Genomic DNA, 23,286 nt, shown 5'->3' on the forward strand with positions numbered 1-23,286 from the left:
GGGGCGTCAACGTGTCGGTCATAAGTCGACCGAAGCTGAGGGTTATAGGTGCGGCAGTGCCGCTGCTGCTTGCGTGTGCGCTGCTGTTGCCTGCGTTGGGCTTCGCCTCCTCGGTATATGCAGCGGTTGTCTCCGATGCGGATATCGGTTCGGCGGTCGCCCACGCCGACGAAATGATCGCCGAGCTGGAGTCGGGCAATAGGGATCAGGCTGCCGCATCGTTCGGGTTGATCAAGAAATGGTGGAACGCGAACAAGAAGACGGTCAAGGAGCAGTCGCTGGACATGTCGCTGGAGATCGACCGTCAGATGGCGAGTCTGTCCCTGGCGTTCCTGAATAAGGAAACGCGTCAAGCGGAGGAAGAAGCGGGCGCTCTGCGGATTTCCCTGCAGAATTATGCGGACGGCGCCTTCAAGGACAACGCCGGCAAGCAGCGGATGACGCTGGGCACGTATGTGATGAAGCTTCGTCGCGCCGCAGACCTGATGACTGCAGAGCGCTGGCAAGAAGCGCAAGTCGAAGTCAAGCTGCTTCAACGCCAATGGTTGTCGGTGGAGGGCGATGTCGTCAGTCAATCGCAGACGGTTTACAACAATGCCGAGCGCGATCTCGTGCTGATGGACGCCTATCTGTCCGGAGAGGAGAAGCGGGATCAGGCGCGCCCGATTGCCGAGCGTATGATCCAATCCCTGACCCCGCTGATCGATGCCCAATACTCCTGGTGGGACGCGGCGCTCATTCCGCTGCGGGAGGGCATTGAAGCGCTTCTGGTCGTCGGAACGCTTCTCATGTACGCCGGCAAATCGGCCTCGAAGGCGGCGAAGCGCTGGGTCGTCGGAGGCACTTCGGCCGGCGTGCTGCTGTGTATCGTCGTCGGCTTCATCGTGGCGTTTCTGCTCTCCTCCAGCGCCTTCGGGCAGAACAATTCGCTGATCAACGGCTGGACGGGGGTGCTGGCGAGCTTGCTTCTGCTGTACGTCAGCTACTGGCTCCACCGTAACGCCGATGTGCAGCGCTGGACGAAGTTTCTGCGCTCGAAGAGCAATCAGGCGCTGACCAGCGGGAAGATGGTGTCGCTCGCTCTGCTGGCCTTCTTCGCAATCGTTCGGGAAGGGCTGGAGACGGTGATCTTCTTGATCGGCATGGCCGGAAAAATGTCCGTCGGAGAGCTGACCGGAGGCATTGCCGCCGGATTCGGGATTCTGGGCATCTGCGCGGTCGTAATGATCAAGCTGGGGAACCGTCTTCCGATCCGCCCGGTCTTTCTTGTGTCCAGCGCAATCGTATTCTATCTGTGCTTCAAGTTTATGGGCTCGGGCATTCATAGCCTGCAGATGGCAGGCATCGTTCCGTCCGCTGTACACGAATATTTGCCGGAATACGGCGCTTTAAGCCTGTACCCGTCCTGGTACAGCACCTTGCCGCAATTGTTGTTCGTTCTGATTGCTGTCGGCGTTCTCGTCCGGCAGAGATTTACGGCCAAAACCTAAGCGAATTAATGGAGGAAATCGGAAATGAAGAAAACGATTCAATGGACCGGCATGATTCTTGCCGCAGCTCTGGTGCTCGCCGCCTGCGGACAAAATAACGAAGAAAAGACCTCCGCAACGCCTTCCCAGGCCGCAGCGTCGCCGTCCTCATCCCAGACTGCGTCCGCATCGCCTGAACTGAGCCCGATTCAGGAGGGGACGATAAAGCTGCAGGAGGAAACGAAGAAGCTTCAGGAGGCGATCGAGAAGCAGGATGCGGCCGAAGTGAAGCGGCTCGGCAAGGCGATCAACGACGCATGGCTCGCATACGAGAATTCCGTGCGCCAGACGTTCCCGCTGGAATATACCGAGGTCGAGAAATACGAAATGCCGATTTTCTCAGCTTCCGCTTACGATAAGGTGGATTTCGATTCGTTGAAGGTGACGGCGGAGAAGCTGCAAGGCGCGCTCGCGGCTCTGCTGAACGCCAAGGAAACGACGGGAACGACGTCCGAGCTGCTGGAGAAGGCGGTAGCGAATTATAAAACCTATGTCGAAGAGCAAGCCGAGCAATTGGTCAGCCAGACGAAAGTCTTCGTGGAGGCCGTCAAGGCCGGTGACGCGGAGAAGGCGAAGCTGGAATATCCGAAGGCGCGGGTGTTCTTCGAGAACATCGAGCCGATTGCCGAAAGCTTCGGGGATCTCGACCCGAGAATCGACGCCCGGCTGGCCGACGTCGAGGACGAAAACACGTGGAGCGGCTTCCATCGGATTGAAAAAGCGCTCTGGCTCGACAACTCGATGGAGGGCATGGACGCCTACGCCGATCTTCTCGTGAAGGATACCGAGGAATTGCTTGCGAAGGTCAAGACGCTTGAGCTGGAGCCTAAGGCGATGGTCGCCGGCGCAATGGAGCTGCTGAACGAAGCGGCAATCTCCAAAATCACGGGGGAAGAGGAAATCTACTCGCATACGGACCTGGTCGATTTCGCGGCGAACGTGGATGGCTCGAAGAGCGTCTATCTGGCCATTATTCCCGCGCTGAACGAGAAGAACACGGACCTGGCCGATCAGCTTGACAAGCAGTTCCAGCTGCTGGAGAAGACGCTGGGCGAGCATCAGACGGATGGCGTGTTCGTGTCCTACGACAAGCTGACAACGGAGCAGATTCGAGCAATCAGCGATCAGATCAGCCAGCTGTCGAATTTGATGTCGCAGACGGCCAGCATCCTCTAGCCAACGATAGAAGGAGAGAGGCGAATGGATCACGAAAACAAGCGTCAGGGAATGTCGCGCCGGGACTTTCTGAAAATATCGGCTTCCGTAGGCGTCGGGCTTGCTCTCGGCGCTTCCGGGATGGCGGCGGTCGAGAAGGTCGTGTCCCCTTCCAAGCCGGCGACCGGGGAAGCCCCATCAGGGAGCTCGGCGCCGGATGCGACGATTCCGCTGTATGGCGAGCATCAGGCGGGAATCATTACGCCCCAGCAATCGTACATGTATTTGGCAAGCTTTCGATTGACGGCTTCGGACCGAGCTTCCGTCGTTCGCCTGCTCCGCGACTGGACGAGGTTCGCCGATCTGAGCAGCGCGGGAGGGACAATGAGGACAGGGGACAATCCTTTGCTGCCGCCAAGCGACACCGGAGAAACGCTGGATCTGCCCGCAGCGAGGCTGACGGCGACGTTCGGCTTCGGACCGACCTTTTTCCGTCAGGATGGGAAGGACCGCTACGGAATCGCGGGGAAAATGCCGTTGTACCTTAAGGATATTCCCCGCATGCCCCGCGATAACCTGGATTCGCTGCTGTCCGGAGGGGACGTATGCGTGCAGGTGTGCGCGGAGGATCAGCAGGTGGCGTTCCACGCCGTGCGCAATTTCATTCGTCTCTCGACCGGTCTGGCGACGGTCAATTGGCTGCAAGAGGGCTTCATCAGCGGCGGACCGGCGGGACAAACCCCGCGCAATCTGTTCGGCTTCAAGGACGGCACGGCCAACGCCTTGCACCAGTCGGCGGAAGGGTATCGGGATGTCGTCTGGGCGGGAGCGAGCGAACCGGAATGGATGCGCGGCGGAACCTACATGGCCTATCGCAAAATCCGGATGCTTCTGGAGGTGTGGGATCGCTCCTCGCTGGCCGACCAGGAGGACACGTTCGGGAGATATAAGGAGTCGGGAGCCGCTTATGGCAAAAAAGGCGAGTTCGATACCGCCGATCCCGCCCAGATGCCGATCGACGCCCATGTGCGGCTGGCGAAGGAGTCGAAGCGGCTCATCCATCGCAGAGGCTATTCCTATACGGACGGCGTAGACCAGCGAACCGGCAACGTCAACGCAGGCTTGCTGTTCGTCAGCTTTCAGCGAAATCCGGAAGAGCAATTGATTCCGATGCTGAAGCTGATGCAGAGCCGAGACGCGCTGAACGAATACGCCGTTCACATTGCCAGCGGAATGTTTGCATGTCCCGGCGGCTTGCGGGAAGGCCAGTACATCGGACAGAGCTTGTTGGAAGCGTAAGATCAGAAGGCGATAGCGCGAGCTATTCGCCTTTTTGTCAATGCGAGAAAGGATAGGATACCGCTTCCTATCCTTTCTCGCATTGCTCGTTACATAACGTGTGCCGCCGTCCCCAAGGACGGGGGAGCCAATTTACTTGTCGTGTCGCAGAGTAAACAAGGAAAGCTCGGGCACGGAGCCCAGGCGCAGCGGGAGCCGGGTCGTGCCGATCCCTCTGTTGACGTAAAGCACGTAAGGCCGATTTTTCCTCGAACGTTCTCCGATTAGGTGCATTCCCTTGATGTATTTGCGGCCGAGAGGAGTTGTAACGAGAGGACCGATGAAGGGCAGGGACACTTGACCGCCGTGACTATGCCCCGACAATTGGAGATCGATCGGATAACGGATCAACCGGTCGGCAACGTCGGGCTCATGGGCCAGCAGGATATGAAATCGCTCACCCTGCAGCCCGGACAGCGTATTGGCGGCATCGGGCCTGCCGAGCACGTAATCGTCGAGCCCGGCGATGGCTATGGATTCTCCTCCGGGCAGAGAGACTAGGGCAACCGAGTTAAGAAGGACGCTGAACCCTCCTCTTGCGAGGAAGGAGCCGGAGGAGCGCAGATTTCTGGCGAAGCCGAAATCGTGGTTGCCGTAGACGGCATACTTGCCCAGTCTGGCTTCAATTTCGGCGAGAATGGGCGCAGGATCGTAACGCCCGAGCGTGTCGCGGCGGCCGGCATCGTGCAGATCTCCGGTGAATACGACGATGTCCGGCTCCAGAGCATTGATCTCGACTGTTAGCCGCTTGAGTCTGTCAAGCGAATAATAGGGTCCGATGTGGGTGTCGCTGAACTGCAGGATCGTTCTGCCGTCGAAGGCTTCAGGTATGCGGGGAGAACGAATTTCGTGCCGGGTAACACCGATTCTGCCTCGCTCGCCGAAGAGCCCGTATGCGCTCAATGAAGCGGCGGCCAGCAAGGCCAGCGCCATCCACGCGATTTCCACAGAAGCCATCCCCTTTCCTATTATAATGTACCATGGTGCGCAGAGAGGATAAAGCGGCCAAGAGCTGCCGACACAATGTGACAATGATCACAGCTACGATCCTCAGGGCATGCTTCAATGAAAATGACATTCAGAGGGTTACGGAGGGAAGAACCGCATGAGTACGCAATTCGGCATCGTGAAGAAAATGGTGGTCGGCATAACGGTTGCTTCTTCAGTAACCTACGGCACGAGCGCTTTTTTTCTGCTGGTATTAAAGGATATGTTCGATTTTATGCCGGGATGGCTGTTCGTCGTCCTGACTTTGGCGTTTGGCATATTTTGGACCGGGCTGTTCGGATATTTCGCCGCCAAGTGGCTGCTCAAGCCGCTGCTGTCGCTGACCCAAGCCGCGCAGGAAGCGGCGACCGGCAACCTTCGCGTCAAAGTCGCCGAGCATTCCTCCGGCGACGAGATGCAGGCGCTGGGCCAGGCATTCGAGCAAATGCTGGAGCAGATTAGAACGATTATCGACGGCATCAAGGATAATACGCGATTGACGGACGCCCATGTGAAGGAACTGCAAGGGGCGATCGGACAGGCTGCAGGTCAGATCGAACAAATGACGAACGAATCGGAAGCGATTACTTCCGGGACGCAAGCGCAGTCCGAATCGGCCGATCGCTTGCGGGAGGATGCAGAGGCGCTGTCGGCCGCGGCCGACCGGATGAGCGAGGAAGCCGCAGGGGCGCGTGCGCGGGCGGGAGAGATGAATCGCGCGGCGAAGCAGAGCGAGGAAGTATTCCGCTCTCTCATCGGCGGAATGCGCCAGCTGTCGGCGTTGAACAAGGAAGCGATGGACGTGGTGGCCAAGCTCAGCGGTCATGCGCATGAGATCGGCAAGATTTCGGACGTTGTCGGCGATATCGCAGATCAGACCCACTTGCTCGCCTTGAACGCTTCGATTGAAGCGGCAAGGGCGGGGGAAGAGGGCAGAGGCTTCGAGGTGGTTGCGCAAGCGGTTAAGGCGTTGGCGGACGAGAGCGCCGCATCGGTTCAGACGATTCGCGGGCTTATCAAGCAAATCCAGGAAGAGGTGGGCCGCGCTGTCGGCCATATCCGTTCACAGTACGAGGTATCCGAGCAGGAAGCGGAGAAGGGCGAACGGTTCGCCGTCGCTTTCAGCGTGGTGAACGAGGAAGCTCAGCTTGTCGTCGATATCGTGGAGACGATGGCCAACGATCTGTCCCGGCAGGCGATGCAAGCGACCGAGCAATTCAATGAAGCGCGGCAGGTTGCCGCGGTGGCTGATCGAATCCGCGTCGGCGCCCAGCAGGTATTTTCCGCTTCCCAGGAGCAAACCTCGGTCATGCAGGAAATCGCCGCATCCACGGATGCCCTTCGTTCGAAATCGCTTGAACTGAGAAGCAAGGCCGATTATTTTCGCTCTTGATGGGGAAGAGCCTTGACTTTTCCCTTCAATAAGTTCATATTGATAATATCAAATCGAAATTATGAGAGAGGCAGGCGAGCGACATGAACCAAGAGAGGGAGAACGCATCGAACTATTCATCCGGCCGATATCGGACGCCCGACGGCGCGCCTGCCGACATCGTTATTTTCACCATCGCTTCCGAAGAGCGCAAATCCGCCAAGAAATCTCTCCCGCATCGGGAATTGCAGGTGCTGTTGATTAGACGGAAAAACTGGCCGTTCGAAGGCATGTGGGCATTGCCGGGCGGCTTCTGCTCCGAGTCCGAGACGTTACGCGAATGCGCGCAAAGGGAGCTTCTGGAGGAGACGGGCGTGGAGGATATCCATCTGGAGTACTTCAACGCTTACAGCGAGCCGGGACGAGACCCGCGAGGGTGGATGATATCCCATGCCTTCTTCGCGCTCGTGAACGAGACGAGGCTGGCAAGACGAAGAGCGAACGACGACGCCGCTGACGTGAAGCTGTTTCCGGTGGCGCAGGCACTGGAGATGTCCCTCAGCTTCGACCACGGCGCCATTCTTCGCGACGCGCTGGCGCGAATTCAGGAGCAGATGCTGACGACGACGATCGCCAAGCAGTTTCTTCCGGAGGAGTTCACGATCAGCGAATTGTACCAGGTGATCGAGACGGTCGTGCCCGAATTCGAGGAGAAAAATTTTATCCGCAAAATTACGTCGACGCAAAGCCGCAAGGGTATACTGGAAGAAGCGAGGGATTCGGACGGAGACCTGAAGCTGTCCAATCGCTATTCCCAGCGGGCGGCGCAGCTGTACCGGTTTACGAATTATCGCCCGAAGCTGTCCATTTACAGCTAAGAGGTTTTTATGGCTTTTGATATTGTCTAATTAATATTATTAACATAAAGATATGAGGTGTTCACATGAAGGCATTAATTGTGATTGATTACACGGTCGATTTCGTCGTCGGCAAGCTGCCCGTCGGTCAGCCGGGCATCGACATCGAGCGGAGAGTGGTCGAACTGGCGCGCCGGTTCGGCGAACGGGGAGATTGGGTCGTGCTGGCCGTCGATCTGCACGAGGAGGGCGATCCGTATCACCCCGAGACGCGGCTGTTTCCGGCGCACAACGTTCGGGGAACCGAGGGTAGACGTCTGTATGGACAGCTTGACGCCTGGTACGCCGCAGAAGGACGACAGGCCTATTGGATGGACAAGACAAGATACAGCGCATTCTGCGGAACCGACCTGGAGCTTAAGCTGCGGGAGCGGGGCATCGAGGAGCTGCATCTGATCGGGGTATGCACCGACATTTGCGTGCTGCACACGGCGGTGGACGCCTACAACAAAGGCTTTCGCGTTATCGTGCACAGAGATGCCGTCGCCAGCTTCAACGCGGTCGGTCACGAGTGGGCATTGACACATTTCGAGGGCGTTCTGGGAGCCACGGTCGTCGCGGATTACGCAGAATAAGGCGAAAGGAGAACGACAGCATGAGCAGCGAGAGCCTGACGCTTCATACCGATAAATATCAGATCAATATGATGTACGCGCATTGGAAGAGAGGCACTCTGAACGAGAAAGCGGTGTTCGAGGCGTATTTCCGCAAGCTGCCTTTCGGCAACGGCTACGCGGTGTTCGCGGGGCTGGAGCGAATCGTGGAATACGTGCGAGGATTGGCCTTCGGCGAAGAGGAGATTCGTTACTTGCGCACTCAGGAGGAGAACTACGAGGAGCGGTTTCTGGAGGAGCTGCGCAGCTTCGCCTTTACGGGCAGCATTCATGCGGTGCCGGAAGGCACGCTGGTCTTTCCGAACGTGCCGCTGGTGCGGGTGGAAGCCCGCGTATTCGAAGCGCAGCTGATCGAGACGGCGCTGTTGAATTTCATGAACTACCAGACGCTGATCGCGACGAAGGCGTCGAGAATCAAGCAGGTCGCTCCGCAGGATAAGCTGCTGGAGTTCGGCACCAGACGCGCCCAGGAAGCGGATGCCGCAATCTGGGGGGCGAGGGCGACGTATATCGCCGGCTTCCACGCCACCTCGAATATGCGGGCGGGCATGCGCTTCGGCATCCCGACATCGGGAACGCACGCGCATGCGTGGGTGCAGGGTCACGACAGCGAGGAGGACGCTTTTCGGGAGTACGCGAGAGCGATGCCGGATCACGTAACCTTGCTGGTCGATACGTACGACACCTTAAAGAGCGGCGTTCCCAACGCGATACGGATTGCGCGCGAGCTTGCCGGACAGGGAAAGCGATTGCGCGGCATCCGGCTGGACAGCGGCGACTTGGCGTATCTGTCGAAGCGCGCCCGGGCGATGCTGGACGAGGCGGGCTTTCCCGAGGCGAGCATCGTGGCGTCGAACGATCTCGACGAGAATATCATTGCGGAATTGAAGGCGCAAGGAGCGAAGATCGATGCATGGGGCGTAGGCACCCAGCTCATTACCGCATTCGACCAGCCGTCGCTTGGCGGCGTCTACAAGCTGGTAGCCCGGGAGAAGAACGGCAAGCTCGAACCGGTGATCAAAATTTCGGGTAATCCGGAGAAAATCTCGAATCCGGGCATGAAAGAGGCATACCGGATCGTAAACCGCGAGACGGGCATGGCGGAAGCGGACTATATGACGTTGCCCGACGATGAGGACATCTGCGCAGGAAAGCCCGTCGAGCTGGTAGACCCGCTGCATCGCCATCGGTTCAAGCGCGTCGACAACTATGAGGCGCTGCCGCTGCTGACTCCGATTTTTCGGGAAGGAGAGCTGGTGTACGCCTTGCCGAAGCTTGAGGAGATCCGCAGCTATCACGAGCAGCAGCTGACCCAGTTCTGGCCCGAGCATCTGCGCAAGCTGAATCCGGAGCAATATCGCGTGAATTTCAGTCCGGCCTTCCTCGAACTGAAGGACAGGCTCATTCGCCAGCATATATAAAAATTCAGTCGCTGAGGGGAGCGAGGGCCGGGGGCCCCGCTTCTCTGAGCGGCGTTTGCGGTCGTGCTGCCGGGAATGGTAGACTACTAGAATAGCGAGTCTTACATCCTTAGAATCGGAAAGCAGGAAAACCCGTTGAGCAGGATCAAAGTGGTGACGGATTCGACCGTCGACTTGTCGGATGAGATATTACGAGAGTACGGCGTGGAGATCGTCCCGTTGTCTTTATGCATCGATAATCAGGTTTATCTAGACAGGGTGGACATTACGCCCACGGAATTTATCGATATGATGCAGGCGGCCAAGGAGCTTCCCAGAAGCTCGCAGCCGTCCGCAGGCGCTTTTCTGGAGGTGTATGACCGCCTTGGAAGCGACGGAAGCGAGGTTCTGTCCATCCATATGACCGGAGAGATGAGCGGCACGGTGAGGTCTGCGGAGATGGCCGCCGGGATGACGGATACGAAGGTTACCGTTGTCGATTCGAGGTACATCACGAAAGCTTTAGGCTTCCAGGTGCTGGAGGCGGCCGCGATGGCGAAGGCGGGCAAGAGCATGGCTGAAATCATCGCGAGATTGGAGCAAATCCGCAAGAACACGCAGCTGTTCGTCGTCGTGGAATCGCTGGACAACCTGGTCAAGGGCGGTCGGATCGGCAAGGGCAGAGCGTGGATCGGCTCATTGCTGAAAATCAAAATCATCGCTTCCCTCGACGGGGGAGAATACACGCCCGTTGCTAAGGTGCGCACCCGCGCGCAGATTGTCGACTATCTGGCCAAGGCATTCGCGGAGGACATCAAAGGCAAGGCGATCAAAGGCGTAGGGCTCGTCCACGCCGCCGGCTACGAGCTGGCGGACAAGCTGAAGGACGCGGTCCGGGCGCTCACCGGGTACGACGACTTCGACATCGAGCATACGACGCCGATCATCAGCACGCATACAGGCGTCGGCGCGATCGGATTTACGTATTACAGCGAGTGAGTCGCCGTCTACAGTCCGCTTCAGACAGGATCAGCCCCTGCGCCGAGCGGAGTGCGGTGACGGAAACTGTTGCAATACCCGGCCCCGAGGGCTATAATTCCAAGTGATTGGCAGCTTGCGGCAATTGAATAGACTTCTAATATCTTAAGGTGCCTTGACGCTTGCGGGCGTGAAGGTTAAAAGGGAAGCCGGTGCAAGTCCGGCACGGTCCCGCCACTGTGAAATAGGGATCGCCTCGCGCCCCGTCCGTCGGGACAGGGCGCGAGGCGCATCGTCAGCCTATCAGTCAGGATACCTGCCTTGGGATGCAGCAGACGAACTCCTTCGCGGATAAGGATACGGCTCAATCGGGAATGCTTCGGTTTCGATTCGAAGGCATGCTTTTTCCTGTCAGCCAACCCTCTCTCCGACGAACGCGGAGAGAGGGTTTCTCGTATCGGTCGTTCAATCGGTCAAGCTCCTCTCAAGAAGAAATCAGTAATGCAGAGGAGAGATGGATCGTTATGAAAAATACACGTCTATGGAGCAGAATAGGGGCTTGGGCGCTCGTTGCGCTGCTCGCGCTCGGCCTCGCGGCCTGCGGCGGCAACAACAATGCGGCTACGCCAAGCGCCAGCCCTTCCGCGCCGGCGGCGACTCAGGCTTCGCCGAGCGCCTCGCCGTCCGCGTCCGGCGCCGCGGAGGAATCGCCCGCGCCAGAGAAAACCGTCTATCCCCTGACGCTGAAGGACAGCACCGGCACCGACGTCGTGTTCGAGCAAGCGCCGGAGAGAATCGTGGCCATCGCTCCGAGCGAGACGGAAACGCTGTTCGCGATCGGCGCAGGAGCCAAGGTTGTCGGCGTCGACAATTACAGCGATTACCCCGAGGAAGCGAAGGCCATCGAGAAGGTTGGCGATCTGAAGACGAATACGGAGGCGCTGCTGGCTGCTAAGCCCGATGTGGTGTTCGCCAACGGCGGCATACAATCCCAGGTAGTCGAGGAGCTGCGCAAGCTGAACGTGAAGGTGTTCGCCAGCGATCCGAAGACGCTGGAGCAAGTGATGGAGAAGATCGAGACGGTCGGACAGATTCTGGACCTTCAGTCCGGCGCGGCCGAAGTCACCGCCACGATGCGCGAGGAGCTCAAGCAAGTAACTGACGCCCTTCAAGGCGTAACCCCGAAGAAGGTGTACATGGAGTTCTCCCCGGGCTGGACGGTCGGCAGCGGCGAATATATGGACGAGGTGCTTACGCTCGCGGGCGGAGACAACATCTCGAAGGAGAAGTCCGGCTGGTTCGAAGTCGATCCGGAGGCGGTCATTAAAGCCAACCCGGCAGTCATTATTTATGCGAGCAACGATGAGTTCGATCTTGGCATTCTGAAGGCGATTCAGGAGCGTCCGGGTTTCGACCGCATCGATGCGATGAAGAACAAGCAGCTGTTCCCGGTGGACGACAACTCGATCAGCCGGGTCGGTCCGCGTCTGACCAAAGTACTGCATGAAATGGCGAAAGCGATCCATCCCGATAAGGTGAAATAAGGATGCGCGGCAAATTAACGATGTATATGGGAGGAGCCTTAGCGCTCCTCCTTTGTTCGATTATCGTGAGTCTTTCCCTTGGCGGAGCGAACGTACCCATCGGCAAAGTATGGAACATCCTGCTTCATCAGGTGCCTTACGCCGATACGCTGTTCAATCTGCATCCGGCCACGGATGGCATAGACGACCCGGACGAGACGATTATTACGAAGGTGCGCTTGTCCCGGGTCGTGCTTGCCGTTCTGGTAGGCGCGGCGCTGGCGCTGGCGGGCGCCGGATTTCAAGCGGTGCTGCGCAATCCGCTTGCGGACCCGTATACGCTGGGGGTGGCGACAGGCTCCTCGGTCGGGGCGGCCTTCGTCATTCTGTTCGGTCTGCAGATGTGGATCGGACAATTGACCATACCGGCCGTGTCGTTCGCGACGGGGCTGATTACGCTGTTTCTCGTTCTGCGGCTGGCTTATCATAAGGGCAGGATGGAACTGGAGACGCTGATTCTTTCCGGGGTCGTGATTCAAGCCTTTTTCGGCTCGTTGGTTTCCTTCATGGTCTCCCTCTCCAATAACGTCGTCAACGAAATCGTCTACTGGCTCATGGGCAGCCTTTCCATGCGGGGCTGGAATTATTCGCTTATCGTACTTCCTTACATGCTGCTCGGCGCAGTCGTGCTGATTGCAATGAGCCGCGAATTGAATCTGTTCGCCTTGGGCGAGCGTCAAGCGATGCATCTGGGAGTCAACGTACAGAGGACGAAGCTGATCGTGCTTGTCGTCTCGACGCTGATGACCGCTGCGGCCGTCTCCGTCTCCGGCGTAATCGGGTTTGTCGGGCTGGTCGTTCCGCATCTCGTGCGGTTGGTGACGGGCCCGGACAACCGGATCGTCATCCCGGTATCCGCCGTAGTCGGGGGCATCTACGTGCTGGCTTCGGATACGATTGCCCGAATGGCGCTTAACCCGAAGGAAATTCCGCTGGGCGTCGTGACCGCGTTTATCGGCGCGCCCTTTTTCGCCTATTTGTTATGGAAAAGAAAAACGAGAGGCGGGGAGGCAAGGACATGATCGAAGCGCGGCGGTTAAGCTATCGAATCGGGGGAAGAGAGGTATTGCGCCAGATCGATCTTCGGGTGGAGGCCGGCGATTTCTTCGGCATCATCGGTCCGAACGGAAGCGGCAAGTCGACCCTGCTCAAGCTGCTGTCCGGAATCGAGTCTCCCGCATCCGGCGAGGTGCTGCTGGAAGGCAAAGCGATCCGCGAGTACAGCCGCAAGGAAACGGCGCGACGGATTGCGGTGCTGCAGCAGGAGGCGCTGCCGGCCGTGGGCTATACGGTTCGGGAAGTTGTCGAGATGGGGCGATTCCCCTACCAGCGCTGGCTTGGCGGAGAGGCAAGCGACCCTGAGCCCGTCATTCGCAGAGTGATGGAGCAGTTGGAGCTGCAAGGGCTGGCGTCTCGGCTGGTCGGCGAGCTGAGCGGAGGCGAACGCCAGCGGGTCGCGCTCGCCAAGACGATGGTGCAGGAGCCTCGCGTGCTGATGCTGGACGAGCCTACGACCTACCTGGATATCGGGTTCCAGGTACAGATGATGGATTACGTTCAAAGCTGGAGGCGCGAATACGGATTAACCGTCGTGGCGGTGCTGCATGATCTCAATCTGGCAGCCCAATATTGCGACCGGCTGCTCGTGCTTCACGAAGGCCAGGCGACCGCCTCGGGCGCGCCGGGAGAGGTGTTGACCTCCGGCCTCGTGCAGCAGGTGTACGGTACGGAGCCGATCGTGCTGGATCATCCGGACAGCGGAGTTCCGCAAATCTTGTTGAGAGGAAGGCGAACGAACGATGGCAATAGCTCCGAACGGGATTAAAGAAATAAGGGATCGGATTCAACCGTTGGACCTTCGGGCGATGGAGGAGGCGCAGGCGCGTCTGGACAGCTTGACCAAGCCTCCGGGGAGTCTGGGCAAGCTGGAGGCGGTGGCTAGGCAAGCGGCGGGCATTACCGGCGAGCCGCTTCCCGACCTGTCGCGGAAGGCCGTGATCGTCATGGCCGGAGACCATGGCGTATGCGAAGAGGGAATCAGCGCGTTTCCCGCCGAGGTTACGCCGCAGATGGTGCTTAATTTTCTGAACGGCGGCGCAGCGGTTAACGTGCTTGCCAGACATGCGGGCGCAGAGGTCGTCTGCGTAGATATCGGCGTAAACGCGGATCTAAGCCACCCGGGCCTCGTCTCCAAGAAGATTCGCCGGGGAACGGGAAATATCGCCCGGGGGCCGGCGATGAGCCGGGAGGAGGCCGAGGCGGCGATTGCCGTCGGCTACGAGGTTGTCGCCGAGCTTGCGGCCGGGGGAACCCGAGTGTTCGCTACCGGAGAAATGGGCATCGGCAACACGACGCCGAGCGCGGCGCTGCTTGTCGCGCTTGGCGGGCTGAAGACGGAGGAAGCGGTCGGGCGCGGCACCGGCATCGACGATGCGAGGCTGCTGCATAAGCGGAGCGTCGTCGAACGCGCTTTGGAAGCGAACCGGGCGGATCCGAACGACGCGCTCGACGTTCTGGCGAAGCTCGGCGGTCTGGAGATTGCCGGACTGGTCGGCGTCATTCTGGGCGCGGCAGCCCATCGCTCGTTAGTCGTGATCGACGGCTTCATTTCTTCGGCCGCCGCGTTGGTTGCCGGCCGCCTTGCGCCCGAGTGCCTGCCGTATATGATCGCTTCCCACAGGTCGCTGGAGCAAGGTCACGGCGGGATGCTGGAGACGATCGGCCTGGCGCCGATGATTCATATGGACATGCGCCTCGGAGAAGGAACAGGGGCGGTGCTGTGCTTTCATTTCCTGGATGCCGCAGGCAGAATCATGCGGGAGATGGCGACCTTCGAAAGCGCGGGGGTGTCGCAGGCATGACGGCCCTCCGTCAAGGAAGAGCAGGAGACACCGCACAAGGCGTGAGGCTTGCGCGAGCGCTCATGCTGCAAGGCACCGCGTCGGATGTCGGCAAGAGCGTGCTTACCGCCGCCCTCTGCCGCATTTTCGTTCAGGACGGCTGGGCAGTCGCTCCGTTCAAATCGCAGAATATGTCCCTCAACAGCTATGTCACGCCGGACGGCAAGGAAATCGGCCGCGCGCAGGGGATGCAGGCCGATGCCTGCGGCATTGCGGCGACGACGGACATGAATCCGATTCTGCTGAAGCCTTCCTCGGACAGAGCCTCGCAGGTAGTCGTGCACGGCAAGCCGTACAAAACGATGGATGCGTTTCGATACCGCAATGAATATTTGACGGAGGCGGGCGAAATCGTGCGCGAAGCCTTCCGGAGACTGCGCGGAGCATACGATATCGTCGTGCTGGAAGGGGCGGGAAGTCCCGCCGAGATCAACCTGAAGGATCGGGATATCGTGAACATGCGGATGGCCGCCTGGGCCGAATCTCCGGTCGTTCTGGTCGCGGATATCGATCGGGGAGGCGTATTCGCGTCCATCGTCGGCACGCTGGAGCTGCTGGAGCAGGAGGAGCGGGATCGCATCGGGGGATTCATCATTAATAAGTTCAGAGGCGACCTTGCGCTGCTTCAGCCCGGTCTGGACTGGCTGGAGAAGCGCACGGGCAAGCCGGTTATCGGCGTTGTTCCCCATATCGAAGGGCTGCAGCTGGAGTCGGAGGACTCGCTCTCGTTCCGCAGGGCGTCCCCGAACCGGGAGGAGGGGCAGCTCGATGTGGCGGTCGTACGTTTTCCCCGCTGGGCGAACTTCACCGACATCGACCCCTTGTTCGCCGAGAAGGACACGGCCGTGCGCTACGTGACCCGAGGCGAGGAGTTCGGAGCGCCGGATATCGTGTTGCTGCCGGGAAGCAAAAACACGGCGGAGGATCTGCTGTTCCTGCGGGAAACGGGACTCGATCGGCTGGTCTGCGCCCATCGGGAGCGCGGCGGCTGGCTGGTCGGCATATGCGGAGGCTACCAGATGCTCGGCGAGCGCTTGTCGGACCCGGAGGGCGTCGAATCGGAGCAGGGCAGTGTGCCGGGTCTGGGGATTTTTCCGATGGAGACGGTGTTCGCCCGGGACAAGCGGACGGAACGCGTCGCCGGACGGGCGACAGGCTGGGAAAGCCAAGCTGGCTCGCCCGAGCGGGAGTCTGCGCGAATCAGGATCGAAGGCTACGAGATTCATATGGGGAGAACGACCTTCTTGCGTCAGGTGGAGCATCCGATGGACATCGCGACGGTCAGGAACGATACCGGAGAGTCCGACGCCTTGCACGCGGAAGGGGCTCGTACGGAGGACGGCAGAGTCTGGGGCACTTATATTCACGGCATTTTACATAACGATGACTTCCGCCGCGACTGGCTGAATGCGGTTCGCAGGGCGAAGGGCTGGGAGCCGCTGGCGGGCGGGCTGGCGTTCAATCGCTTGCGGGAGGACGAATTCGATCGTCTGGCCGATCATGTCCGCCGTCATGTGGATGTGGACAGGCTGTATCGAATGATGAACCTGGAAGCGGAGGGACAAGGATGAACGGCAAGGAAGATGCGACGCTGATGGAGCCTTACGGTCACGGAGGCGATCTATGGACCGCTTCCGGACGATTCGATATTGCGCCGGGCGAGTGGTTGGATTACAGCGCCAACATCAATCCTCTCGGGCCGCCGCCTCAAGCGCTTGCGGCGCTGCGGGACGGTCTGGCCGCGATCGTGAATTATCCCGATCCGGGTCATCGCGAGCTTAAGCGGCTGCTGGCGGATACGCTGAAGGTTGCCGAGGAGGAGCTGCTGATCGGCAACGGAGCTGCGGAATGCATGGCTCTGGCGCTAGCCGGACTCGGCGTTCGGAAGGCTGGCGTCATCGCCCCCTGCTTCTCGGAATACGCCCAGCTGGCGGCGGATTACGGAGCGGAGGTGCGCACCGTCGTCGCGAAGGAAGAAAACGGCTTTCGGGCCAATGCCGACGAGCTGGAGGAACTGCTGGAAGAAGTCGATCTGCTGTTTGTCGGCCATCCGAACAATCCCACGGGTATGACCTATTCCTTGGAGCAGCTTCGCGAGATTGTCCGGCTGGCGGCACGCAGCTCCGCGTATGTCGCGGTGGACGAAGCGTTCATCGACTTCATCCCTGCCGAAGAGCGCGCAACGCTCCTGCCTGAGCTGCGCGACTATCCGCATGTTCTGCTCATCCGCTCCATGACGAAATTTTACGCGATTCCAGGCTTGAGGCTGGGTTATACGGTCGCCGCTCCGGCGCTGATCGCACGAATGGCGCGCAAGCAGGTCACCTGGAGCGTGAACGGGCTGGCGCTCTTGGCCGGACAGGCTTGCTTGCAGCCCGAGCTGGCCGACTATGAAGCCCGCACGCGCGAGCTGATTGCGACGGAGAGGGCGTTCCTGCGGAAGGAGATCGGCGATCGGCTCGGCTGGCGAACGTGGAGCGGGGAAGCGAACTTCCTGCTGGTTCGGACGTCGGAAGCTTGGACGGCAGCGGACTTGCAGGGCGCTCTGGGGCCGCGAGGCATTCTGGTTCGCAGCTGCGCAAGATACGAAGGGCTTACCGAGCGGGACATTCGCATCGCCGTGCGCGGCAGGGCGGATAATGAACGCCTGATGAGCGCGCTCGCGAATATCGATCGGCGCAGAAGGGAAGAAGGACGATGAATATCGTAATGGTCACCGGCGGAGTCCGTTCGGGCAAAAGCGCCTACGCCGAGCGGCTTGCCGGCGAGCGGTCCGCCGCAGGCTCCTCTAAGGCTAGAGTGCTTTACGTCGCAACGGGCTTGCGGTACGACGGAGAGATGGACGCGCGCATCGACGCGCACCGGACGCGCCGCCCCGCCGAGTGGGATACGCTCGAAGCGGCGCATGAGCTGTCTGCGGCCGCATATGCCGGATATGACGTCGTTCTGCTCGATACGCTGTCGGCGTGGATCGGCAATCGCCTCATGGCCGTGCCGGAAGACCGTTGCAGGGATGCGGAGACAACCAATACCGTCAGGGAGCAGGTTGCGGCCTACCTCGACCAGCTGCGTCGCCTGCCGGGGCTGCGCGCGGCGATCCTTGTCACCGACGAGGTCGGCTGGGGCGGCGTCGCCATGACTCCGCTTGGACGCTGGTTCCAGGATGTCGTCGGCGAAGCGAATCAGCAGGTCGCGGCGGCCGCGGATGAAGTCGTGGCTGTCGTGAGCGGCCTGCCCTGGAGGCTGAAGGGATGAGCGCGTTCTGGCAGGCCGTCGGGTTCCTGACGCGTTTTCCCGTGCCGAAGAAAGGGCAGACGCTGGAGGGGTGGGAGAGAAGCCCCCGTTATTATCCGCTGATCGGATTGCTGATCGGTCTGGCCGTATGGCTTGTTATGGAGCTGGCCAAGCTGGGCTTCGGAACAGGCTCGGGCGCAGCCGTCGCCGCGACGCTCACCGTGGCGTTCTGGATTTATGCGACCGGAGCGCTTCATCTCGACGGCTGGATGGATCTGGCCGACGGACTTGGCAGTCAGCGCGGCAGAGAGCGGGCGCTGGAGATTATGAAGGACAGCCGGGTAGGCGCAATGGGGGTCGTGGCTGCCATCGTGCTTCTTCTGCTCAAGACGGCGGCCGTCTATCACCTGGCGGTGTCCGGGGCAGTCGCTTGTCTGCCGCTTGTTCCCGCCATGGCCAGAGGCGCGTTGCTCCTGGCGATGCGCGTCTTTCCTTATATTAAGGAAAAGGGACTGGGCAGCGATCTGCGGCAAGGCGTAACGGGACCCGTTCTGGCGTTCAACGGCCTCCTCCTAGGCGCGGTCGCTTTCGCAATGGCAGGCTGGCAAGGCCTGCTCGTGCTAGCGCTTGTCCTGGCGGCGGCCTGGCTGTTCGGGCTGTCCATTATGCGCAAGCTTGGCGGCTTCACCGGCGACGTCTACGGAGCTTTAATCGAAGGCGCGGAGACGTTGGCCCTGCTGGCCCTCCTTCTATCCCATATTCATCTGTCGTGAGGCGGAATACAGCCTGCGAATCACTTCACGGGAGGCATGTTCATGACCCAGCCTTTTCGCGGCGGAGCGCCGCAATACCGTTCCCCTTTATGGCCGGAGCTGCTGATAGAATACAAGAAGGACCATATTCGAATCTCGGGGGACAGAAGCTACCATACGGTCAGCAACGCTCCTTATCGGGGAGGCGCGGGCAGCGGGAGTCATTTCGTCAATTGGAAGGTGCCGCTGGACTACGATTGCTCCGATCCGGCAGCGATGATGCTTGAGGCGCTCCGAGGCTGGGGGTACGAGCCTTCGACGGCAGTCGGCCTTCAGACGGCGGCGCATATCACGCATTCCTCCTTCAAGGAGGAAGCCGGGGACGCTTATAAGCTGCTGGTGTGCGCTTCGGCGGGTACGGGCAATGCCGCGCGGGCGGGCCTGGCGCGCGAGACCTTCCCGGCCTACGAGCCCGGCACGGTTAACCTGCTCATTCTGATCGACGGCGCAATGACGGAAAGCGCGATGGTGAATGCCGTCATTAGCGCGACGGAAGCGAAGAGCGCGGCGTTCGCGGATCTTCGCGTTCCCGATCGCAGCCACGAGGCTGTCGCGACGGGCACCACGACCGATGCCGTACTCATCGCCGTTAGCCAGTCGGATGTCTACGCAGCAGCTCCCCATCGCTATGCGGGAGCGGCGACGACCATCGGCAATGCAATCGGTAGACTCGTATATGAAGCCGTATATGAAGCCGTTTCGACCGCAAAGGAGCCGTAGCCCATGCTGGAAATCGCCATTGTACTATGTGCTTTTCTGATTGACCTGGCGGTCGGCGATCCCCGAATGCTGCCTCATCCCGTCGTTGGCATGGGATACGTCATCGGCAAGCTGGAGCCGCGATTGCGCGCTATCGCCGCCAGTCGGGTTGTGCTGCGAGTGGCCGGCTGGCGGTTGCCTCCCGGACAGTCGGCGCAGCAGAGAGCCTTGAAGCTGGCGGGGATCGGCTTCCCGCTGCTGCTGGTCGGCGGCGCGTTCGCGCTTACCTGGCTGCTGCTTCTGCTGCTCTATCGCCTGCATCCGTGGCTCGCCTACGGTGCGGAGGCCTGGCTCGTCTCGACGACGATTGCGGCCAGAGGGCTGGGCGACGCCGGAACGGACATCTGGAGACTCCTTCAGACGAACCGCCTGCCGGAAGCCCGGCAAGCCCTGTCGATGATCGTCGGCAGAGATACGGAGGAGCTTGACGAGGCCGAGATTACGCGCGGAGCGGTGGAGACGGTAGCGGAGAACATCGTCGACGCCATTCTCTCGCCGCTATTGTATGCGCTGATAGGGGGCGCACCGCTTGCGATGGCTTACCGGGCGGCGAATACGCTGGATTCGATGGTCGGCTACAGGGACGAGAAGTATGCGCAGCTTGGCTGGGCTTCCGCCCGTTTCGACGATGCTGCGAACTGGATTCCCGCCCGGCTGTCCGCCTTCGCGATCGCGGCGGCGGCCTGGCTGCTGCGGCTGCGTTCGCGAGAGGCGCTCCGCTCCGTCCGCCGTTACGCCCGTCTGCACCCGAGTCCCAACAGCGGCTTTCCCGAATCGGCCGTCGCCGGTGCCCTTGGCATTCAACTGGGCGGTCTGAACTACTACAAGGGAGTCGCCTCCGACCGGGCAAGAATGGGCGATCCGCTGTTTCCGCTGGAAGCCCGTCATATCCGCTTGACCGTCGCGATTATGTATGCCAGCTCCGGGTTGTTCCTGCTGGCCGGAATCGGGCTTGCCGGCTTGGCCGTCTGCTTGTTGTGAGGATAAGCCGATTCTTTATACATAATTTACCTCGCGTTCGCTCACACTGAGAAGGATAAATTCTCGGGAATGAGCTGATGAAAATATGTGTGATCGATATTCGTTGACAGCGGAACTGGCGGAGCTGACGGAGGGCTTTCGAATCGATGCCGTTCGCGTCCCGTACTTCATGCGCTACAATATTTCGCCGACCCAGCAGATTCCCATCATCGAGAGGGTCGGAGAGGAGCGTTGCCTGAATCTGCATCGCTGGGGTCTAATGCCCTACTGGGGCAAAAGCTCGATCAATGCGGATGTGGATACGCTGGGCGATCGGCGATACTTGCGGAATATGCTGGCCAAGAAGCGTTGCGTTGTACCCTGCAGCGGCTTCTATATCTGGAAGACGGAAGGCCGCACGAAGAGCGTCTGGCGTGTCGTCCACCGTACCCGGCCGCTGTTCGCGATGCCTGCGATCTATGACGTCTGGCGCGATTCGGAGCGAAACGAATCGCCCATGTGCACCGTGATTACAAGGGACTCCGGCTACGCCCTAGGCACGGACAGGCCGCTGCCGGTCGTGATGGACGAGTCGGCTATCGAGCTGTGGCTGAACCCGCAGGAGACGAGAGCCGAGGTTCTGCAATCAGCCCTCCGCTCGCTGGAGGACGAGGATTTCCGACTCTATCCCGTTACGCCTTCCGTCGAGAATAAAACCTGGGAAACGCCGGATTGCATCGAGGAGGTTCACCCGTCGATGGCGCTTATTAAAGTATAGGAGAACCGACGACCGGTTCAGCCGACTCCGAGCGGCTGAGCCGTTTTTGTTGTTGTTGCGCATTCGGCTTAAATCGTATACTGGAATGAAGAGCGCCCGGCACAACGCCATAGCGCGGAATTCCGAACAGACACGACAGAGGAGAGTTGCAGATGACGAAAGCTTATCGAATTGCGATCGCGGGCTGCGGAGGCATGGCGAATACGTGGGTGAAATATGCGCTTAGCCGCGAGGATGCGGAGATCGTAGCGCTGGTTGATCTATATCCCGAGCATGCGCAAGCGATGGCCGCGAGGCACGGCTTGAGCTGCGCAACCTATACGAGCGTTGAACAGGCGATCCAGGAGTCCGGGGCGAATCTGGTGTTCGACGTGACGATACCTGCAAGCCATCATGCCGTTGCGACTGCCGCAATGAGTCTCGGGTGCGACGTCATGGCGGAGAAGCCGCTGGCGGAGACGATTGCGGATTGCCGGGATATCATCCGGGTGTCCGACATGACCGGCCGCGCGCATTCCGTCATGCAGAATCGGCGCTTCGACGCGCGTATTCGCGCCTTGAGAGGGATGATCGAGAACGGAACCATCGGCAGACCGGGCTACGTCGGGGCCGACTTTTTCCTCGCCCCGCATTTCGGCGGCTTTCGCGAAACGATGGATAGCCCGCTGCTGCTCGATATGGCGATCCACACGTTCGACCAGGCGCGGCTTATCCTTGGCGCAGATCCCGTGTCCGTCTATTGTCAGGAGTTTAACCCGGCGGGCTCTTGGTACGGCGGACAGGCCGCAGCCGTTTGCATCTTCGAAATGACGGACGGATCGGTGTTCTGCTATCGGGGCTCCTGGTGCGCGGAAGGCGCGCCGACCTCCTGGGAGGCGCAATGGCGGGTGAACGGCGAGAAAGGCACGATTGTATGGGACGGCGTCGGAAGTCCTTATGCGGAGGTTGTCGTTCCGGACAGGAAAGAAGGGCAGTTCATGCGCGAACTGACGCGAGTCGAGGTCGAAGCTCCGCCGCAGGAGAAGCCGTTCCATGAAAGCTGCCTGGATGAGATGTTCGGCGCTTTGAAGGCGGGCCGCCGTTCGGAGACGGACTGCCGGGACAACCTGTACAGCATGGCGATGGTGCATGGAGCGATCGAGAGCTCCAGAACCGGACGGAAAATTTTCATTTCCGATCTGCTGGCCTAATTATCGCGCGGCACGGACAAGCTTCCCTATTGCGTCCGCACCAACTGTTGTATAATGATTGCTATCGATCAACTTCACGGCGGAGGTAGCGCATTGGCACAGTTGTATTTTAAATATGGAACGATGAACAGCGGGAAATCATTCGAGATTATTAAGGTCGCTCACAATTACGAGGAGCAGGGCAAGCCGGTGCTGATCTTCACCCCGGTCGTAGACACCCGCAACGGCTCGGACAAGGTCGGATCGAGAGCGGGCTTTACCCGCCCCGCCATCCCCGTGTACGAGGATATGGATCTCTATGAGGCGGTTCAGGCGCAGCTTGCCCAATCGGGACGATACTACTGCGTGCTGGTGGACGAGGCGCAGTGGCTGAAGAAGCATCATATCGTGGCGCTGACCCGGGTCGTCGACGAGCTGAATGTTCCGGTCATGGCGTTCGGGCTCAAAAACGATTTTCAGAACGAGCTGTTCGAGGGCAGCTACAATCTGCTCGTCTATGCGGACAAAATCGAAGAAATCAAAACGATCTGCTGGTATTGCGATCGCAAAGCGACGATGGTCATTCGCTTTAAGGATGGAGTGCCCGTGAACGAGGGCGAGCAGTTCCAGGTCGGAGGCAATGAGGATTACAAGCCTGTGTGCAGGCGCTGCTACAACGGAGCCTTCCAGAGCAAATAACCGATAGAGGGCAGGACGCGTTGAGTCCTCCCTCTTTTCTGTTTTAAATTACAAAAAAAGCGCTTGCAAAAATCGCGAAATATGATATAACGGAGATAGAAT

22 protein-coding genes and 1 riboswitch are annotated in these 23,286 nt (G+C 59.8%); of the genes, 21 read left to right on the plus strand and 1 reads right to left on the minus strand.

What is annotated here, in order from left to right; all coding sequences use genetic code 11:
* Positions 1–11 precede the first annotated feature (11 nt).
* The 3 genes from ACFO1S_RS00155 to efeB are packed head-to-tail and all read left to right on the plus strand — an operon-like array spanning position 12 to position 3,983.
* On the plus strand, positions 12–1,490 hold the full coding sequence (locus tag ACFO1S_RS00155) for an FTR1 family iron permease (protein ID WP_204604682.1): 1,479 nt from the start codon (positions 12–14) through the stop codon (positions 1,488–1,490).
* A 24-nt stretch (positions 1,491–1,514) separates the two neighbouring features.
* The gene (gene efeO, locus ACFO1S_RS00160) at positions 1,515–2,705 is read left to right on the plus strand and encodes an iron uptake system protein EfeO (RefSeq protein ID WP_204604681.1); all 1,191 of its coding nucleotides are present in this window, start codon (positions 1,515–1,517) and stop codon (positions 2,703–2,705) included.
* Positions 2,706–2,729: 24 nt separating this feature from the next.
* Complete coding sequence (gene efeB / locus ACFO1S_RS00165) at positions 2,730–3,983, plus strand: iron uptake transporter deferrochelatase/peroxidase subunit (RefSeq protein WP_204604680.1); 1,254 nt, start codon at positions 2,730–2,732, stop codon at positions 3,981–3,983.
* Between the two features lie 132 nt (positions 3,984–4,115).
* Here efeB and ACFO1S_RS00170 read toward each other — a convergent pair whose 3' ends face one another.
* Positions 4,116–4,970, minus strand: a complete 855-nt coding sequence (locus tag ACFO1S_RS00170; protein ID WP_378126014.1) for a metallophosphoesterase — start codon at positions 4,968–4,970, stop codon at positions 4,116–4,118.
* Between the two features lie 157 nt (positions 4,971–5,127).
* Between ACFO1S_RS00170 and ACFO1S_RS00175 the strand changes: the two genes are divergently transcribed.
* The 18 genes from ACFO1S_RS00175 (at position 5,128) to ACFO1S_RS00260 (ending at position 23,184) form a co-directional block, all read left to right on the plus strand.
* Complete coding sequence (locus ACFO1S_RS00175) at positions 5,128–6,402, plus strand: methyl-accepting chemotaxis protein (protein ID WP_204604679.1); 1,275 nt, start codon at positions 5,128–5,130, stop codon at positions 6,400–6,402.
* An 83-nt stretch (positions 6,403–6,485) separates the two neighbouring features.
* Positions 6,486–7,259 (plus strand): NUDIX domain-containing protein, encoded by a 774-nt coding sequence (locus ACFO1S_RS00180; protein ID WP_204604678.1) that lies wholly within the window; start codon positions 6,486–6,488, stop codon positions 7,257–7,259.
* Between the two features lie 65 nt (positions 7,260–7,324).
* On the plus strand, positions 7,325–7,873 hold the full coding sequence (locus ACFO1S_RS00185; protein ID WP_204604677.1) for a cysteine hydrolase family protein: 549 nt from the start codon (positions 7,325–7,327) through the stop codon (positions 7,871–7,873).
* A gap of 20 nt (positions 7,874–7,893) precedes the next feature.
* Positions 7,894–9,333 carry a nicotinate phosphoribosyltransferase gene (locus ACFO1S_RS00190; protein ID WP_204604676.1) on the plus strand — a complete coding sequence of 480 codons (1,440 nt, stop codon included), beginning with the start codon at positions 7,894–7,896 and terminating at the stop codon, positions 9,331–9,333.
* 135 nt (positions 9,334–9,468) lie between these two features.
* The gene (locus ACFO1S_RS00195) at positions 9,469–10,311 is read left to right on the plus strand and encodes a DegV family protein (RefSeq protein ID WP_204604675.1); all 843 of its coding nucleotides are present in this window, start codon (positions 9,469–9,471) and stop codon (positions 10,309–10,311) included.
* Positions 10,312–10,441: 130 nt separating this feature from the next.
* Positions 10,442–10,628, plus strand: a riboswitch (cobalamin riboswitch).
* Between the two features lie 186 nt (positions 10,629–10,814).
* Positions 10,815–11,834, plus strand: a complete 1,020-nt coding sequence (locus ACFO1S_RS00200) for an ABC transporter substrate-binding protein (RefSeq protein WP_204604674.1) — start codon at positions 10,815–10,817, stop codon at positions 11,832–11,834.
* Between the two features lie 2 nt (positions 11,835–11,836).
* On the plus strand, positions 11,837–12,895 hold the full coding sequence (locus tag ACFO1S_RS00205; protein ID WP_204604673.1) for a FecCD family ABC transporter permease: 1,059 nt from the start codon (positions 11,837–11,839) through the stop codon (positions 12,893–12,895).
* A complete protein-coding gene (locus tag ACFO1S_RS00210; protein WP_204604672.1) occupies positions 12,892–13,698 on the plus strand; it encodes a heme ABC transporter ATP-binding protein in 807 nt (268 codons plus the stop codon). The genes ACFO1S_RS00205 and ACFO1S_RS00210 overlap by 4 nt, the downstream gene beginning before the upstream one ends.
* Positions 13,673–14,734, plus strand: coding sequence for a nicotinate-nucleotide--dimethylbenzimidazole phosphoribosyltransferase (gene cobT, locus ACFO1S_RS00215; protein ID WP_204604671.1), 1,062 nt, complete (start codon positions 13,673–13,675; stop codon positions 14,732–14,734). Before ACFO1S_RS00210 ends, cobT begins: the two co-directional genes overlap by 26 nt.
* Complete coding sequence (locus ACFO1S_RS00220) at positions 14,731–16,344, plus strand: cobyric acid synthase (protein WP_204604670.1); 1,614 nt, start codon at positions 14,731–14,733, stop codon at positions 16,342–16,344. The genes cobT and ACFO1S_RS00220 overlap by 4 nt, the downstream gene beginning before the upstream one ends.
* Complete coding sequence (gene cobD / locus ACFO1S_RS00225) at positions 16,341–17,474, plus strand: threonine-phosphate decarboxylase CobD (protein ID WP_204604669.1); 1,134 nt, start codon at positions 16,341–16,343, stop codon at positions 17,472–17,474. Before ACFO1S_RS00220 ends, cobD begins: the two co-directional genes overlap by 4 nt.
* Positions 17,471–18,028 (plus strand): bifunctional adenosylcobinamide kinase/adenosylcobinamide-phosphate guanylyltransferase, encoded by a 558-nt coding sequence (locus tag ACFO1S_RS00230; RefSeq protein ID WP_204604668.1) that lies wholly within the window; start codon positions 17,471–17,473, stop codon positions 18,026–18,028. Before cobD ends, ACFO1S_RS00230 begins: the two co-directional genes overlap by 4 nt.
* Positions 18,025–18,780 carry an adenosylcobinamide-GDP ribazoletransferase gene (gene cobS, locus ACFO1S_RS00235; protein ID WP_204604667.1) on the plus strand — a complete coding sequence of 252 codons (756 nt, stop codon included), beginning with the start codon at positions 18,025–18,027 and terminating at the stop codon, positions 18,778–18,780. The genes ACFO1S_RS00230 and cobS overlap by 4 nt, the downstream gene beginning before the upstream one ends.
* A gap of 42 nt (positions 18,781–18,822) precedes the next feature.
* The gene (locus ACFO1S_RS00240) at positions 18,823–19,539 is read left to right on the plus strand and encodes an adenosylcobinamide amidohydrolase (RefSeq protein ID WP_204604666.1); all 717 of its coding nucleotides are present in this window, start codon (positions 18,823–18,825) and stop codon (positions 19,537–19,539) included.
* Positions 19,540–19,542: 3 nt separating this feature from the next.
* Complete coding sequence (gene cbiB / locus ACFO1S_RS00245) at positions 19,543–20,559, plus strand: adenosylcobinamide-phosphate synthase CbiB (RefSeq protein ID WP_204604665.1); 1,017 nt, start codon at positions 19,543–19,545, stop codon at positions 20,557–20,559.
* 85 nt (positions 20,560–20,644) lie between these two features.
* Entirely contained in the window at positions 20,645–21,316 is a 672-nt protein-coding gene (locus ACFO1S_RS00250) for an SOS response-associated peptidase (protein WP_378126018.1), read from the plus strand.
* 152 nt (positions 21,317–21,468) lie between these two features.
* Positions 21,469–22,506, plus strand: a complete 1,038-nt coding sequence (locus ACFO1S_RS00255; RefSeq protein WP_204604663.1) for a Gfo/Idh/MocA family protein — start codon at positions 21,469–21,471, stop codon at positions 22,504–22,506.
* Positions 22,507–22,599: 93 nt separating this feature from the next.
* A complete protein-coding gene (locus tag ACFO1S_RS00260; protein WP_204604662.1) occupies positions 22,600–23,184 on the plus strand; it encodes a thymidine kinase in 585 nt (194 codons plus the stop codon).
* Positions 23,185–23,286: the final 102 nt, after the last annotated feature.

Origin of the sequence: Cohnella boryungensis, from assembly GCF_042651945.1 — a bacterium.
In the GTDB taxonomy this organism is placed as follows: domain Bacteria; phylum Bacillota; class Bacilli; order Paenibacillales; family Paenibacillaceae; genus Cohnella; species Cohnella boryungensis.

Coding starts and splice junctions, on each gene's coding strand:
- efeO (WP_204604681.1), top strand. CDS start 1,515: ATGAAGAAAACGATTCAATGGACCGGCATGATTCTTGCCGCAGCTCTG.
- efeB (WP_204604680.1), top strand. CDS start 2,730: ATGGATCACGAAAACAAGCGTCAGGGAATGTCGCGCCGGGACTTTCTG.
- ACFO1S_RS00175 (WP_204604679.1), top strand. CDS start 5,128: ATGAGTACGCAATTCGGCATCGTGAAGAAAATGGTGGTCGGCATAACG.
- ACFO1S_RS00180 (WP_204604678.1), top strand. CDS start 6,486: ATGAACCAAGAGAGGGAGAACGCATCGAACTATTCATCCGGCCGATAT.
- ACFO1S_RS00185 (WP_204604677.1), top strand. CDS start 7,325: ATGAAGGCATTAATTGTGATTGATTACACGGTCGATTTCGTCGTCGGC.
- ACFO1S_RS00190 (WP_204604676.1), top strand. CDS start 7,894: ATGAGCAGCGAGAGCCTGACGCTTCATACCGATAAATATCAGATCAAT.
- ACFO1S_RS00200 (WP_204604674.1), top strand. CDS start 10,815: ATGAAAAATACACGTCTATGGAGCAGAATAGGGGCTTGGGCGCTCGTT.
- ACFO1S_RS00205 (WP_204604673.1), top strand. CDS start 11,837: ATGCGCGGCAAATTAACGATGTATATGGGAGGAGCCTTAGCGCTCCTC.
- ACFO1S_RS00210 (WP_204604672.1), top strand. CDS start 12,892: ATGATCGAAGCGCGGCGGTTAAGCTATCGAATCGGGGGAAGAGAGGTA.
- cobT (WP_204604671.1), top strand. CDS start 13,673: ATGGCAATAGCTCCGAACGGGATTAAAGAAATAAGGGATCGGATTCAA.
- ACFO1S_RS00220 (WP_204604670.1), top strand. CDS start 14,731: ATGACGGCCCTCCGTCAAGGAAGAGCAGGAGACACCGCACAAGGCGTG.
- cobD (WP_204604669.1), top strand. CDS start 16,341: ATGAACGGCAAGGAAGATGCGACGCTGATGGAGCCTTACGGTCACGGA.
- ACFO1S_RS00230 (WP_204604668.1), top strand. CDS start 17,471: ATGAATATCGTAATGGTCACCGGCGGAGTCCGTTCGGGCAAAAGCGCC.
- cobS (WP_204604667.1), top strand. CDS start 18,025: ATGAGCGCGTTCTGGCAGGCCGTCGGGTTCCTGACGCGTTTTCCCGTG.
- ACFO1S_RS00240 (WP_204604666.1), top strand. CDS start 18,823: ATGACCCAGCCTTTTCGCGGCGGAGCGCCGCAATACCGTTCCCCTTTA.
- cbiB (WP_204604665.1), top strand. CDS start 19,543: ATGCTGGAAATCGCCATTGTACTATGTGCTTTTCTGATTGACCTGGCG.
- ACFO1S_RS00250 (WP_378126018.1), top strand. CDS start 20,645: ATGTGTGATCGATATTCGTTGACAGCGGAACTGGCGGAGCTGACGGAG.
- ACFO1S_RS00255 (WP_204604663.1), top strand. CDS start 21,469: ATGACGAAAGCTTATCGAATTGCGATCGCGGGCTGCGGAGGCATGGCG.